8 protein-coding genes are annotated in these 12,464 nt (G+C 68.4%); 3 read left to right on the top strand and 5 right to left on the bottom strand.

Features of this window, described 5'->3' with window-relative positions:
• Positions 1-108: 108 nt before the first annotated feature.
• The 3 genes from LY12_RS22865 to clpB all read right to left on the bottom strand — a co-directional run bounded on the left by LY12_RS22865 (position 109) and on the right by clpB (position 4,326).
• The gene (locus LY12_RS22865; protein WP_253859519.1) at positions 109-873 is read right to left on the bottom strand and encodes an SDR family NAD(P)-dependent oxidoreductase; all 765 of its coding nucleotides are present in this window, start codon (positions 871-873) and stop codon (positions 109-111) included.
• The gene (locus LY12_RS22860; RefSeq protein ID WP_253859518.1) at positions 873-1,646 is read right to left on the bottom strand and encodes a TtfA family protein; all 774 of its coding nucleotides are present in this window, start codon (positions 1,644-1,646) and stop codon (positions 873-875) included. The genes LY12_RS22865 and LY12_RS22860 overlap by 1 nt, the downstream gene beginning before the upstream one ends.
• Before the next feature lie 73 nt (positions 1,647-1,719).
• The gene (clpB, locus tag LY12_RS22855; protein WP_253859517.1) at positions 1,720-4,326 is read right to left on the bottom strand and encodes an ATP-dependent chaperone ClpB; all 2,607 of its coding nucleotides are present in this window, start codon (positions 4,324-4,326) and stop codon (positions 1,720-1,722) included.
• A gap of 475 nt (positions 4,327-4,801) precedes the next feature.
• On the opposite strand from clpB, the gene LY12_RS22850 reads away from it, so the two are divergent.
• From LY12_RS22850 to LY12_RS22840, 3 genes are all read left to right on the top strand, one after another.
• Positions 4,802-6,403, top strand: a complete 1,602-nt coding sequence (locus LY12_RS22850; RefSeq protein ID WP_253859516.1) for an alanine/glycine:cation symporter family protein — start codon at positions 4,802-4,804, stop codon at positions 6,401-6,403.
• A gap of 339 nt (positions 6,404-6,742) precedes the next feature.
• Positions 6,743-8,332, top strand: a complete 1,590-nt coding sequence (locus LY12_RS22845; RefSeq protein WP_253859515.1) for an alanine/glycine:cation symporter family protein — start codon at positions 6,743-6,745, stop codon at positions 8,330-8,332.
• A gap of 533 nt (positions 8,333-8,865) precedes the next feature.
• Positions 8,866-10,041 carry an FAD-binding oxidoreductase gene (locus tag LY12_RS22840; RefSeq protein WP_253859514.1) on the top strand — a complete coding sequence of 392 codons (1,176 nt, stop codon included), beginning with the start codon at positions 8,866-8,868 and terminating at the stop codon, positions 10,039-10,041.
• A gap of 162 nt (positions 10,042-10,203) precedes the next feature.
• Here the strand turns inward: LY12_RS22840 and LY12_RS22835 are convergent, their stop codons facing one another.
• Both LY12_RS22835 and LY12_RS22830 read right to left on the bottom strand, forming a co-directional pair.
• Positions 10,204-10,872, bottom strand: coding sequence for a hypothetical protein (locus LY12_RS22835; protein WP_253859513.1), 669 nt, complete (start codon positions 10,870-10,872; stop codon positions 10,204-10,206).
• Entirely contained in the window at positions 10,869-12,386 is a 1,518-nt protein-coding gene (locus LY12_RS22830) for an alpha/beta hydrolase (protein ID WP_253859512.1), read from the bottom strand. The genes LY12_RS22835 and LY12_RS22830 overlap by 4 nt, the downstream gene beginning before the upstream one ends.
• Positions 12,387-12,464: the final 78 nt, after the last annotated feature.

The following is a 12,464-nucleotide window of genomic DNA, read 5'->3' as shown; positions in this document are numbered from 1 at the left end:
CGCGGCCCGCACCAGACGTGACGGCCACCGCGCCCGGCCGCGCATCCTTCGGCGACACCCGGCGGTGTCCCGCACCGCCGCAGCCGAGGCAGATGCCTGCGGCCTCGTTCAGGTGCGGTCGCGGCCGGCGAACAGCCCGCCGAGACGGCGGATCAGCCCACGCGGCAACAGCTTCCCGATCGCCACCGCGAACTTGTACTGCCTGCCCGGCACCGAGACGGCCTTGCCGCGCCGCAGGTCCGACAGCGCCTCGGCCACGACGGCGTCGGCCTCCAGCCAGATGCCCTTCGGACCGGACTTGTCCAGCCCGGCACGGTCGTGGAACTCGGTGTGGGTGAATCCCGGGCACAGCGCCATGACCCGCACGCCCGAACCACGCAGTGCGGACGCCAGGCCGTCGGAGAACGACGTCACCCACGCCTTGCTGGCCGTGTACGTCGAGCCACGGCCGGAGAAGAAGCCCGCAACGCTGGAGACGTTGATGACGTCGCCGCCGCCCGCCTCGCGCATCGCGGGCACGGCGGCACGGGTCAGTTGCAGCACCGCCGTGACGTTGACGTCCAGCTGGTGTTGCAGCTGCTCGGGCGATGCGGTCCAGAACTCGCCCGCGAGTCCGAGCCCCGCGTTGTTGACGAGCAGGTCGACACCGGCTGCCAGCCGCTCCTCGACGGCAGCTCGCCCCTCGGCCGTCCCCAGATCGGCGGCCAGCACGTCGACGGAAACGCCGTAGCCCTCCACGAGCGCGTCCGCCCGGGTGCGCAGGCGCGTGTCGTCCCTCGCGACGAGCACGAGGTCGTAGCTCTCAGCGGCCAGTTCGCGCGCGAACGCGGCACCGATGCCGGACGTGGCGCCGGTGATGACGGCTGTCGGCATCAGCGGTTGACACCGTTGCCGGGGGCGTTCACGCCGGGCTCGTCGACCTCGGGGTCGGACGGATCGGCGGCCAGCGGTTCGGCGGCGGGCGGTTCGACGCCGGGCGCCTGCGCCGGCACGTACCGCTCCTCCATCGCCTCTTCCGAGGGGTCGATGACGTCGGCGATCTCGCCGAGATCACGCAGCAGGCGCTCCAACCGCGAAGGGCCGACGTTGGGCGCGACGCTGGCAAGCACCCATTCCTGCTCGATCCACGCGACACCGACGTCGCCGCCGAGCGCGTCGGCCGCTTCGACGAGCTCCTGCGTGACCAGCGCGCGGCCCGCTGCCACGTCGTCGGCGAACGCGTACCGCTGGCCGACCGGCCCCAGCAGCTCCGGCATCTCGGTGCGCTGGAACGGCACGCTCGCCAGCCACAGTTCGAGCAGTACCGGCTGTACGCGGTTGCAGCGTACGGCCACGATCACCGAGGGGATGACGCCGTCGGCGACGATGTCGAACACGAACACCGGGCGCCTGCCGTCCGAGGTGAACGTCGAGCCTGCGACCACGTTCACAGCGGCCTCTGCGCCGAAGTAGCCGATCGCACCGCCCGACCATTCGCGCGGCAGCTCCTCGTCCTCGTCGACGTACTGCCAGCCGCGCAGCTCGGCCCAGCGCGCGCGTTCCCGGTTGCGGGAGCTTTCGCGCGCGCGGTCGGTCATCAGCAGAGCGAGACCCGCCACGGCGGCGACGGCCGCGATGACGAACCAGATCCACGCCGGAATACCCACGCGAGCAGCGTATCCCGCCCGGCCCGCCACACCGAAGAGGCAGGCCGGGCGGCACGCCGTCTCATCCGTCCGATTACGAACCCCGGGTGACGACCAGCGATCCCGAGGCCTCGAACTCGGGCGCCTCGACCCGCACCGTGTCGCCGTCCCGGATGTCACCCGCGAGCAGCTGCTTGGCCAGCTGGTCACCGATGGCCGACTGCACGAGCCGCCGCAGCGGCCGCGCACCGTACACCGGGTCGTAGCCGTTGAGTGCCAGCCAGTCCCGTGCCGCCCGCGACACGTCGAGCGTCAGCCTGCGCTGCGAGAGCCGCCTGCCGAGCCGCGCGACCTGGATGTCGACGATCTCGCCGAGCTGCTCGGTGCCGAGCGCGTTGAACACGACGATGTCGTCGAGCCGGTTGAGGAACTCCGGCTTGAAGTGCGACTGCACCACCGACATGACCGCGTCCCGGCGCTGCCGCTCGTCCAGCGCGGAGTCGGCGATGGCCTGCGACCCGAGGTTCGACGTCAGCACGAGGATGGTGTTGCGGAAGTCGACGGTGCGGCCCTGACCGTCGGTGAGCCTGCCGTCGTCGAGCACCTGCAACAGCACGTCGAACACGTCCGGGTGCGCCTTCTCCACCTCGTCGAGCAGCACCACCGAGTACGGCCGCCTGCGCACGGTCTCGGTGAGCTGGCCGCCCTGGTCGTACCCGACGTATCCCGGGGGAGCGCCGACCAGCCGCGCGACGCTGTGCTTCTCCGAGTACTCGCTCATGTCGACCCGCAACATGGCGCGCTCGTCGTCGAAGAGGAACTCGGCGAGCCCCTTCGCCAGCTCCGTCTTGCCGACACCGGTGGGCCCGAGAAACAGGAACGACCCCGTCGGCCGGTCCGGATCGGCCACCCCCGCACGCGCCCTGCGCACCGCGTCGGAAACGACCTTCACCGCGTCGGCCTGCCCGACGACGCGCCCGGTCAGCTCCTCCTCCATGCGCAGCAGCTTGCCGGTCTCGCCCTCGAGCAACCTGCCGGCGGGAATACCGGTCCACGCGCTGACGACGTCGGCAACGTCGTCGCTGCCGACCTCCTCCTTGAGCATCACGTCGGGTGCGGACTCGGCGGCCTCCGACGCCTCCGTCGCCTGGTCGAGCTCCTTCTCCAACTGCGGGATGCGGCCGTAGCGCAGTTCGGCGGCACGCCCGAGGTCGGAATCGCGTTCGGCGCGGTCCGCCTCGCCGCGGAGCTGTTCCAACTGCTCCTTCAGCTCGCGGACACGTTCGATCGAACCCTTCTCGTTCTGCCACCGTGCGGTCAACGCGCTCAGCTGTTCACGCTTCTCCGCGAGTTCCGCCCGCAACGCCCCGAGCCGGTCCTTCGAGGCGGCGTCGCTCTCCTTCGACAGCGCCATCTCCTCGATCTCGAGCCTGCGCACCGCCCGTTCGACCTCGTCGATCTCCACCGGACGCGAGTCGATCTCCATGCGCAGCCGCGAAGCCGCCTCGTCGACCAGGTCGATCGCCTTGTCAGGAAGGAACCGCGCCGTGATGTAGCGGTCGGACAGCGTCGCGGCCGCGACCAGCGCGCTGTCGGTGATGCGCACCCCGTGGTGCACCTCGTACCGCTCCTTCAGCCCCCGCAGAATGCCGATCGCGTCCTCGACCGACGGCTCACCGACCATGACCTGCTGGAACCGGCGCTCCAGCGCGGCGTCGGACTCGATGTGCTTGCGGTACTCGTCGAGCGTCGTCGCACCGACCATGCGCAGCTCGCCCCGCGCGAGCATCGGCTTGATCATGTTGCCGGCGTCCATGCTGCCGCCCTCTCCGGAGGCACCGGCGCCGACGATCGTGTGCAGCTCGTCGATGAACGTGACGACCTGCCCCTCGGAGTCCTTGATCTCCTTGAGCACGGCCTTCAGCCGCTCCTCGAACTCACCGCGGTACTTCGACCCCGCCACCATCGAACCGACGTCGAGCGACACGACCCGCTTGCCGCGCAGCGACTCCGGCACGTCACCGGCCACGATCCGCTGCGCCAGCCCCTCGACGATCGCCGTCTTGCCGACACCCGGCTCGCCGATCAGCACCGGGTTGTTCTTCGTCCGGCGCGACAGCACCTGCACCACCCTGCGGATCTCCGGGTCCCGGCCGATGACCGGGTCCAACTCGCCCGCCTTGGCGAGTTCGGTCAGGTCGACGCCGTACTTCTCCAGCGCCTGATACGTACCCTCCGGATCGGGGTTCGTGACCCGCGCCGAACCGCGCACCTGTGTGAACGCGTCCCGCAACGCCTCGGGCGTCGCACCGTTCCGGCTCAGCAGCTGCGACACCGGGCCGCCGTCGGCGGCCAACCCCACCAGGACGTGCTCGGTCGAGACGTACTCGTCACCCAGCTCCGTGGCCAGTTTCTGGGCATGCGTCAGCGACTTCACCGCGTGACCGTCGAAACTGGGGGAAGACACGGTCGAACCCGTCGCAGCAGGGAGCTTCGCGACGATCGGCTCCAGCTCGGAGTGGATCGTCTGGGGATCGGCTCCCACGGCCGTCAGCAGCGGGCCCGCCAGCCCGTCCGACTGGGACAGCAGCGCACCGAGCAGATGCGCGGACGAGATCTCCGGATTGCCGGCCATCGTCGCGGCCTGCGCCGCCGACGAGATCGCCTGCTGGGTCTTCGTGGTCGGATTGAAAGCGTCCATCCCCTCACCTCTGGATCGTCAGCACTAGGAGCAGCCTCGCAGTTCGAGCGCCGCCATGTAGGACAACGTCAGAAAAGTTGAGTTTGTTCCACTCAACCTTTGCGGGGCGACCCCCGCAGACCCACGTTGCGCGCTCCACGCCGTGACAGGGGCAGGGCACGCCGGGGGTGGACCAGCGCGGCGGCTACACGCGGGGGAGTCGACACTGTCAAGAGAGCGATCCGGTGTCGGCAGGTGGGCGAGGACAGCGTGGAGTCGACCCTGAACCCGGGCGCGCCCGAGCCAACCCAGAGGGTGCACCTCACCGAGGAGCGCACGCAGGACTGCTGAGGGTGGAGCACCGGCTACCGAAGGTGTCCGATTATGGCGGTTTGCACGCTTGGCACATATTTAAGTCAGCCGTTTTAACGACTCGGCGTAACAAACCGGCGGAAAACCTTGTTTGACAGAGACCGTACGGGTCAACCTTTACGTCATGCCTGTACCGAGCGCAGTCTCCACCAGCTCGCCGCCGATGTCGGGAGACACCCACGTCCTAGCGGCTGAGAGCGAGTTCCTCTCCTCGATCGAAACCTGGATCAACGACGTCTTCACGCCGATCTCGGACGGCTTCTCGGCCTTCGTGTTCGCCGAGATCAGCGTGTTCGGCGTCTCCTTCCCCTGGATCGTGGCGTGGCTGGTCCTCGCGGCCGCCATCTTCACCATCTACTTCGGATTCATCCAGTTCCGCCGGTTCAAGCTCGCCACGCAGATTGTGCGGGGCAAGTACACCGACAAGTCGGAACCGGGCGAGATCCACCACTTCCAAGCGCTGGCCTCGGCGCTGTCCGGCACCGTTGGTCTCGGCAACATCGCCGGTGTCGGTGTCGCCGTGACCATCGGTGGCGCGGGTGCGACGTTCTGGATGATCTTGGCTGGCCTGCTCGGCATGTGCACCAAGTTCGTCGAATGCACCCTCGGTGTGAAGTACCGGGAGGAGCACGAGGACGGCACCGTCTCCGGTGGCCCGATGCACTACCTGCGCAAGGGCCTCGCCGAGCGATTCCCCAACGCGTTCGGCGTCGGCCTCGGCAAGGTGCTGGCCGTGCTCACCGCGATCGGCATCCTGTTCTTCGGCATCGCCGGCGGCAGCATGTTCCAGGCCAATCAGACCTTCCAGCAGGTCCGGGACGTCACCGGCGGTGACGACGGCCTGTTCGGCAGCGACGGCTCCGCCCTCATCTTCGGCATCGTGCTGGCACTGGTCATCGGCGTCGTGATCATCGGCGGGATCAAGTCGATCGGCGCCGTGACCGGCAGGCTCGTGCCTGCGATGGCGGTCGTCTACATCGCGGCGTGCCTGCTCGTGATCGTCATGAACATCGGGCACGTGCCTGCGGCGATCGGCGAGATCGTCAGCGGCGCGTTCACCGGCGAAGGCGTCGCAGGCGGCATGATCGGCGCACTCATCGTCGGTTTCCAGCGGTCCGCCTTCTCCAACGAAGCCGGCCTCGGCTCCGCACCCATCGCCCACTCCGCCGTCAAGACCAAGAACCCCGCCACCGAAGGCTTCGTCGCCCTCCTCGAACCCTTCATCGACACCGTCGTCGTCTGCACCATGACCGCACTCACCATCGTCATCGCCAGCCCGCAGATGTGGCTCAACACGAAGGCGACCGTGGCCGCGGGCGGGGAGGCACCCGACAACGAGCAGGGCGTGACGATCACGTCCGAGGCGTTCGGCACCGTGCTGCCCTGGTTCCCGTACGTGCTGACCGTCGCCGTGGTGCTGTTCGCCATCTCGACGATGATCACGTGGGGCTACTACGGCCAGAAGGCGTGGACGTTCCTGTTCGGCAGGTCGCGCGTCGGTGAGCGCATCTACCAGGTGCTGTTCTGCCTGACCGGTGTCGTGGGCTGCGTGCTCACGCTCGGCAGCGTGCTGTCGTTCGCCGACGCCGTAGTGTTCTCGCTGGCGCTGTTCAACATCATCGGGCTCTACCTGCTGATGCCGGTCGTGAAGAAGGAGGTCAAGGGCTTCCTCGGCAAGCTCAAGACCGGCGAGATCCAGCGCACCGACAAGGAACCGCAGAGCTGACACACACCGGCCCGGCACGTATCGCCCGGGTTCGGCGACCCGAACGCCCCCGGATGCACTGATCGCAGACAGTGCGCCGGGGGCGTTCTCCGTGGGGACCGACCGGGCGGCGCAGGGTACCGACGGTGATCATCACCGGGCCACTTTCGGGGGTCCATGTGAACGGGGACACATAACATTCCTCCGGACGGCCGACCTTCGAGACTGCCCCGTTCGCCGCTCTCACCTGCATCGAGTGACGTAGCGAAGCCGTCCGATACACCGCGTTGCGATAACGCGCCGTAACAAATCGTTTGATTTCCTTGCTCTAAACCATTCGTTCAGGTCAACTACCTGACCATGTATCTGCAGAGCACAGCCGGGGCGGCGAACCCGCCCGGCTCCACCCACACCCTCGCGGCGGACGGAGGGGGAATCTTCGCCGGCGTCGAGAGCTGGATCGCGGACAACTTCACCCCCATCGCCGACGGTCTGTCCAACTTCGTGTTCGCCGAGGTCACGCTCGGCGGTGTGACGTTCCCGTGGATCGTCTCCTGGCTGATCCTCGGCGCGATCGTCTTCACCACCTACTTCGGGTTCATCCAGGTCCGGAAGTTCAAGCTCGCCACCGACCTGGTGCGGGGCAAGTTCACGGACAAGAACGAGCCCGGCGAGATCAACCACTTCCAAGCCCTCGCGTCGGCACTGTCCGGCACCGTCGGACTCGGCAACATCGCCGGCGTCGGTGCCGCTGTCACCATCGGTGGTGCCGGCGCGACGTTCTGGATGATCTGCGCCGGCCTGCTGGCCATGGCCAGTAAGTTCGTCGAATGCACCCTCGGTGTGAAGTACCGGGAGGAGCACGAGGACGGCACCGTCTCCGGCGGCCCGATGTACTACCTGAGCAAGGGCATCGCCGACCGGTTCAGGAACGGCTTCGGCGTCGGCCTCGGCAAGGTGCTGGCCGTGCTCACCGCCATCGGCATCCTGTTCTTCGGGATCATCGGCGGCAACATGTTCCAGTCGAACCAGGCGTTCGCGCAGATCAAGGACGTCACGGGCGGCGAGGACGGCCTGTTCGGCAGCGACGGCTCGGCGCTCGTGTTCGGCATCATCCTGGCGATCGTCATCGGCATCGTGATCATCGGCGGGATCAAGTCGATCGCCAACGTCACGTCGCGGCTGGTGCCGACGATGGGCGTGCTCTACATCGTCGCGTGTCTCGTGGTCATCCTCGCCAACTTCACCGCGGTTCCCGCGGCGATCGGCGAGATCGTCAGCGGCGCGTTCACCGGCGAAGGCGTCGCAGGCGGCATGATCGGCGCACTCATCGTCGGTATCCAGCGGTCCGCCTTCTCCAACGAAGCCGGCCTCGGCTCCGCACCCATCGCCCACTCCGCCGTCAAGACCAAGAACCCCGCCACCGAAGGCTTCGTCGCCCTCCTCGAACCCTTCATCGACACGGTCATCGTCTGCACCATGACCGCACTGACCATCGTCATCGCCAAGCCGGCGATCTGGACCCAGGGCTTCGCCGACGTCAACCAGAACGGCGCCGACGCTCCCGACGGTGTGACGGTCACGTCGGACGCCTTCGCGACGGTGATGCCGTGGTTCCCGTACGTGCTGACCGTCGCCGTGGTGCTGTTCGCCATCTCGACGCTCATCACGTGGGGCTACTACGGCGAGAAGGCCTGGGGCTACCTGTTCGGCCGCAGGACGGTGTCGATCCGCATCTACCAGGTGCTGTTCTGCGTGATGTCGGCTGCGGGCGCGGTGCTCACGCTCCAGTCGGTCATCGATTTCGCCGACGCAGTGCTGTTCCTGCTCGCCCTGTTCAACATCACCGGCCTGTACCTGCTGCTGCCGGTGGTCAAGAAGGAGGTCAAGGACTTCCTCGGCAAGGTCGACAGCGGGGAGATCCAGAAGAAGGAGAAGACGAAGGTCTGACCGGTCCGCCAGCGGCTTCCGCTGCGGACCCCACCTCGAGCGGCCCGGCATCCGAATCTGGGTGCCGGGCCGCTTCGTGTTCCACCCCAGAACCCCCCGCAAGGGGGATGTAGTTGATCACGAGAAGTGACGAATGAGCCGTTACCTCACGGTGACGACTCACCCCCACAAAAGTGATATAGGCCCCAAAACAGCCGGATGATCCACCCATCCGGAGCAACAACAGGACGAGCGACCCGCTACGCCCTACCGTGCAGCTGCACATGAATTTAGGGTGATCTCGTGCGTACGCACCGAAAGGCGGATTGGACAGTGAGCTTGACTGGGAGCTTCTCGCCGCGGCCCCGTGCCGCCGCGGGAAGTGGTTCGATCACAACCGGCGTTTTCACGCCGGCCGCCGCGTCACCCGCGCGCGCCTAGCCCCGGAAGGCCCTGACGATCACAGTGCGTATCGACTGCCAGCACACCCGCCACCACGCCGGGAACCGCCGTGTCCCCGGCCCCGGTGGCCTTGCCGAGCCCGGTGCCGCGATATGACAGCCGAGCCGCTCAACCCGATCCCGAAGGTCGCAGACTCGGGCAATGCCCCTGAGGCCGTCACCACGATGGTCCGCCACATCCGTGAGACGTGGCGCGAGATCGAGCCGCACACACCCGAGGTCGCCCAATTCTTCTACGGGATGCTGTTCACCCTCGCCCCCGAGGCACGCGACTTCTTCCCGATCCACATGGACGTGCGCAGCGGCAAGCTCGTCCGCGCGATCGTCAACATCCTGCAGTCGGTCGACCGGCCCGACGACGTGGCGCCGTACCTGGTTCAGCTCGGCCGCGACCACCGCAAGTTCGGCGTGCAGACGCACCACTACGAGGCGATCGGCACGGCGCTGCTGGCCGCGGTGAAACGGCAACTGGGACCCGGTTGGACCGACGACGTCGAACGTGCGTGGGCGGAGGCGTTCACGATCGTCGCCCGCTCGATGCAGGACGCCGCCGAGGCCGACGAGTACCCGCCGTCGTGGACCGGCACCGTCGCCGAACATCGCAGGCTGAGCTGGGATCTGGCGCTCGTGCGGATCGAGCCCGACCGTCACATCCCGTACCGGCCCGGCCAGTACCTGAGCGTCGAGGTGCCGCAACGGCCGCGGTTGTGGCGGAACCTGTCGCCCGCCAACGCGCCGCGACCCGACGGTTCGATCGAGTTCCACGTCCGCGCCATCGAGGGCGGGTGGGTCTCGCGCGGCATCGTGAGCCACACCCAGCCCGGCGACGTGTGGCGGTTCGGTGCCCCCATGGGCCAACTGCACGTCGACCGCGAGTCCGGCCGCGACGTCCTCATGATCGCAGGCGGCACGGGCATCACCCCGCTGCAATCGCTCCTCGACGACCTCGGCCGGTTCGGGAAGAACCCCAACGTGACGATCTTCTACGGCGGCGCCGCGCGTGAGGACCTGTACGCGCTGGAGGTGCTGCGCTCGATGGCGTCGACGAACCCGTGGCTGACCGTGCACCCGGTGGTCGAGCGGGACGAGGGACTGTCCGGGTTCGAGGTCGGCACCCTCGCGGACGTCGTGTCGTCGTACGGCGCGTGGGCCGACCACGACGTGCTGGTCTCGGGTTCCCCCGCCATGATCCGCGCGACCGTCAGCCGCATGCTCGTCGCGGGCACGGCCCTGGACCAGATCCGCTACGACCCGTTCATCGAGGAATGACCCACCCCCGAAAAACCCGCGTGTTGCGCTTTCCGGGGCCCGTGTTGCGCTTTCCGGGCCGCGTGTTGCGCTTTCCGGGGCCTGTGTTGCAGATTCCCGCGTCCGTGTTGCCATCCGGCACCGCGTGATCTGGACTCACGCCACCGCTCGGCGCCCGTCCGCTCAGCCGACCGAACCGTCGAGCAGTCGGCTGTAGCGCAGCCGAAGAGCCCGTTCGGTACTGGCCAGTGCCGCCGCGACGGTGACCGTGATGTTGGCCCACACCGGCAGCTCAACCGGCGCGCTGAAGGTGCCGAGGTGCTCGGCGATCTCGGGCACGCGGGTGATCGACTCGGCGAGCTGCGTGAGCAGGACAAGCAACGCGACCAACAGCACACTCACCGAAACGGCACCGATCCAACGGCTCAGCATCGGGTGCTCTCGTTCGAGTCGCAGCCGCCGTCCCTCTGCGGACGCCGGATCCGGGGCGAGCCGGTGCTCGGCGCCCTCGGCGGTGACGTAGTGGCAGCGCTTGAGCCCGAACCCGCTCGCCGCCACCTCGATGGTGCCGCCGGGCACGGGGAACCGCGCCGGGACAACCGAAGCGGCGTGGTGCCTGCCGTCGAGATACAGATCGGCATGCCGCCGACCGTTCGAGTCGTATTTCCCGTGCAGGACGTCGACGCTGTAGAGCAGCTGTCTGCCGTCGTCGGGCAGTCGGATGTGGAACAGTGCGCGCCGCGTCCACTGCCACCACCGGAACCGCTTCAGCTCCCGCCCGTCACCGGGCTTGACCCTGCCCAGGGCCCGCTCTCGTCGCCACGCCCGGAATCCGCTGCCCACGCCGGTCATTCGCCCTCCTCAGCGGCGCAGGCGCGATCGCGAGAGGGCCGATCACCGTTCGTCAGGTACGCCGTCACGGCGTCGTTCGCGCAGGTGTTGCCGCCGAACGGGTACACACCGTGGCCGCCCTGGTCGGCGGTCACCATCGTGGCCCGCTGCCCGAATGCGCGGCGCAGCTGCAAGGCACCTGCCAGCGGCGTCCCGGGATCGCGCTCGTTCTGCACCATGAGCACGTTCGAAGGGCCGCGGTCACCGATGCGTACCGGCGGCTCCCGGTGTTCGCCGGGCCAGAACGCGCACGGTCCGATGTTGGCCGCCGAACCGCCGAGCATCGGGTATTTCGCGCGGTCCACGGCGACGTTGCGCATGTACCGCCACAACGACCGTGGCCATCGCGAGTCGCCGCAGGTCACCGCGAGCCGCGCGGACATCAGGTTCTCCATGTCACCCGACGGGGGCGGCGGTGACGGCGGCAACGGCCCCTTCTCGTCGAGCGCCTGCCACATCTCGGCCAATCGGGGCATTTGCGCGTCGCTGTAGAGCTGTTCCAGCGTGATGCCCCGCAGCAACGTTCCGTCGATACCGTGGACCGGCTCGTCGTCCAGCCGCTGAGCCAGCTCGAAGAACTTCGCGCGCACCTGCGCCGGCGTGCTGCCGAGGCCGTACTCGGGGCGGGCGGCGGCGAACGCCGCGAAGTCCGGGAACCGATCCGCCAAACCGCGGCCGAACAACCGCATGCCCTCGTAGTCGTAGCCGCCGGGTCCCATGTTGCTGTCGAGCACGACCCGGTCGCTGCGCTGCGGGAACATCGTGGTGTACACCGCGCCGAGGTAGCTGCCGTAGGAAGCGCCGAGGTAGGAGATCTTCGGCGCGCCCAACGCCGCACGGAGCCGGTCCATGTCGCGAGCCGTGTTGGCGGTGGTGGTGTGCGGCAGCATCCACGCCGTCGCCGAGGTGGCGCACTGCTCGGCGACGGTCCGCGCGTACCGGGCCTCGGTCACGACGTCGACCGCGGTGTGCGCGTACCGGGGGAAGCCGCCGCGGGCCTGCTGCTGCTCCGTGAGGTCGCAGGTCACCGGTGCGCTGCGGCCGACCCCACGCGGGTCCATGCCGATGAGGTCGTAGGAATCGAGCACCTGCTTCGGCAGCCCGGCCGCGGCCAGCACGGCCGGATAACCGAGTCCGGGACCACCCGGCCCGCCCGGATTGGTCAGCAGCACGCCCCGTCGCTTCGAAGGGTCCTGGCTCGGCAGGCGCGACACCGCGAGCTCGATCTTCCTGCCGTCGGGTTTCCGATAGTCGACGGGCACGGTCAGCGTCGAGCACTCCAGGCTCGGCGCGGACACCTCCCCGGGACACGGCCCCCAGCGCAGGGAGTCCCCGGCGATCGGCCCGTTCTGCGTCGGTGTTGCCGACATCGCCGACGGCACGCCCGGCGCCGCCGACCCGGCCGCCGCCGATACCCCGGGAACCGCCGACAGGACGAAAGCGGCGGTGAGGACGCAAGTCACGGCTTTTCGCATGTGTTCCCCCACGTTCGGTGCCATCACGGCAGCGATTCTTCGTGGCGCGCGGTGCGGTCCACATCGTTCCGGCGTCCA

The sequence above is a fragment of the Prauserella alba genome (genome assembly GCF_024171735.1).
Classification (GTDB): domain Bacteria; phylum Actinomycetota; class Actinomycetes; order Mycobacteriales; family Pseudonocardiaceae; genus Prauserella; species Prauserella alba.
The sequence above is the reverse complement of the archived record's forward strand: the minus strand, read 5'-3'. Positions and strand labels throughout refer to the sequence as shown.

Bases quoted from the DNA above. Each gene is read 5' to 3' on its own strand.
- LY12_RS22835 (WP_253859513.1), bottom strand. From the start codon at position 10,872: ATGACCGGCGTGGGCAGCGGATTCCGGGCGTGGCGACGAGAGCGGGCC.
- clpB (WP_253859517.1), bottom strand. From the start codon at position 4,326: ATGGACGCTTTCAATCCGACCACGAAGACCCAGCAGGCGATCTCGTCG.
- LY12_RS22845 (WP_253859515.1), top strand. From the start codon at position 6,743: ATGTATCTGCAGAGCACAGCCGGGGCGGCGAACCCGCCCGGCTCCACC.
- LY12_RS22865 (WP_253859519.1), bottom strand. From the start codon at position 873: ATGCCGACAGCCGTCATCACCGGCGCCACGTCCGGCATCGGTGCCGCG.
- LY12_RS22850 (WP_253859516.1), top strand. From the start codon at position 4,802: ATGCCTGTACCGAGCGCAGTCTCCACCAGCTCGCCGCCGATGTCGGGA.
- LY12_RS22830 (WP_253859512.1), bottom strand. From the start codon at position 12,386: ATGCGAAAAGCCGTGACTTGCGTCCTCACCGCCGCTTTCGTCCTGTCG.
- LY12_RS22840 (WP_253859514.1), top strand. From the start codon at position 8,866: ATGACAGCCGAGCCGCTCAACCCGATCCCGAAGGTCGCAGACTCGGGC.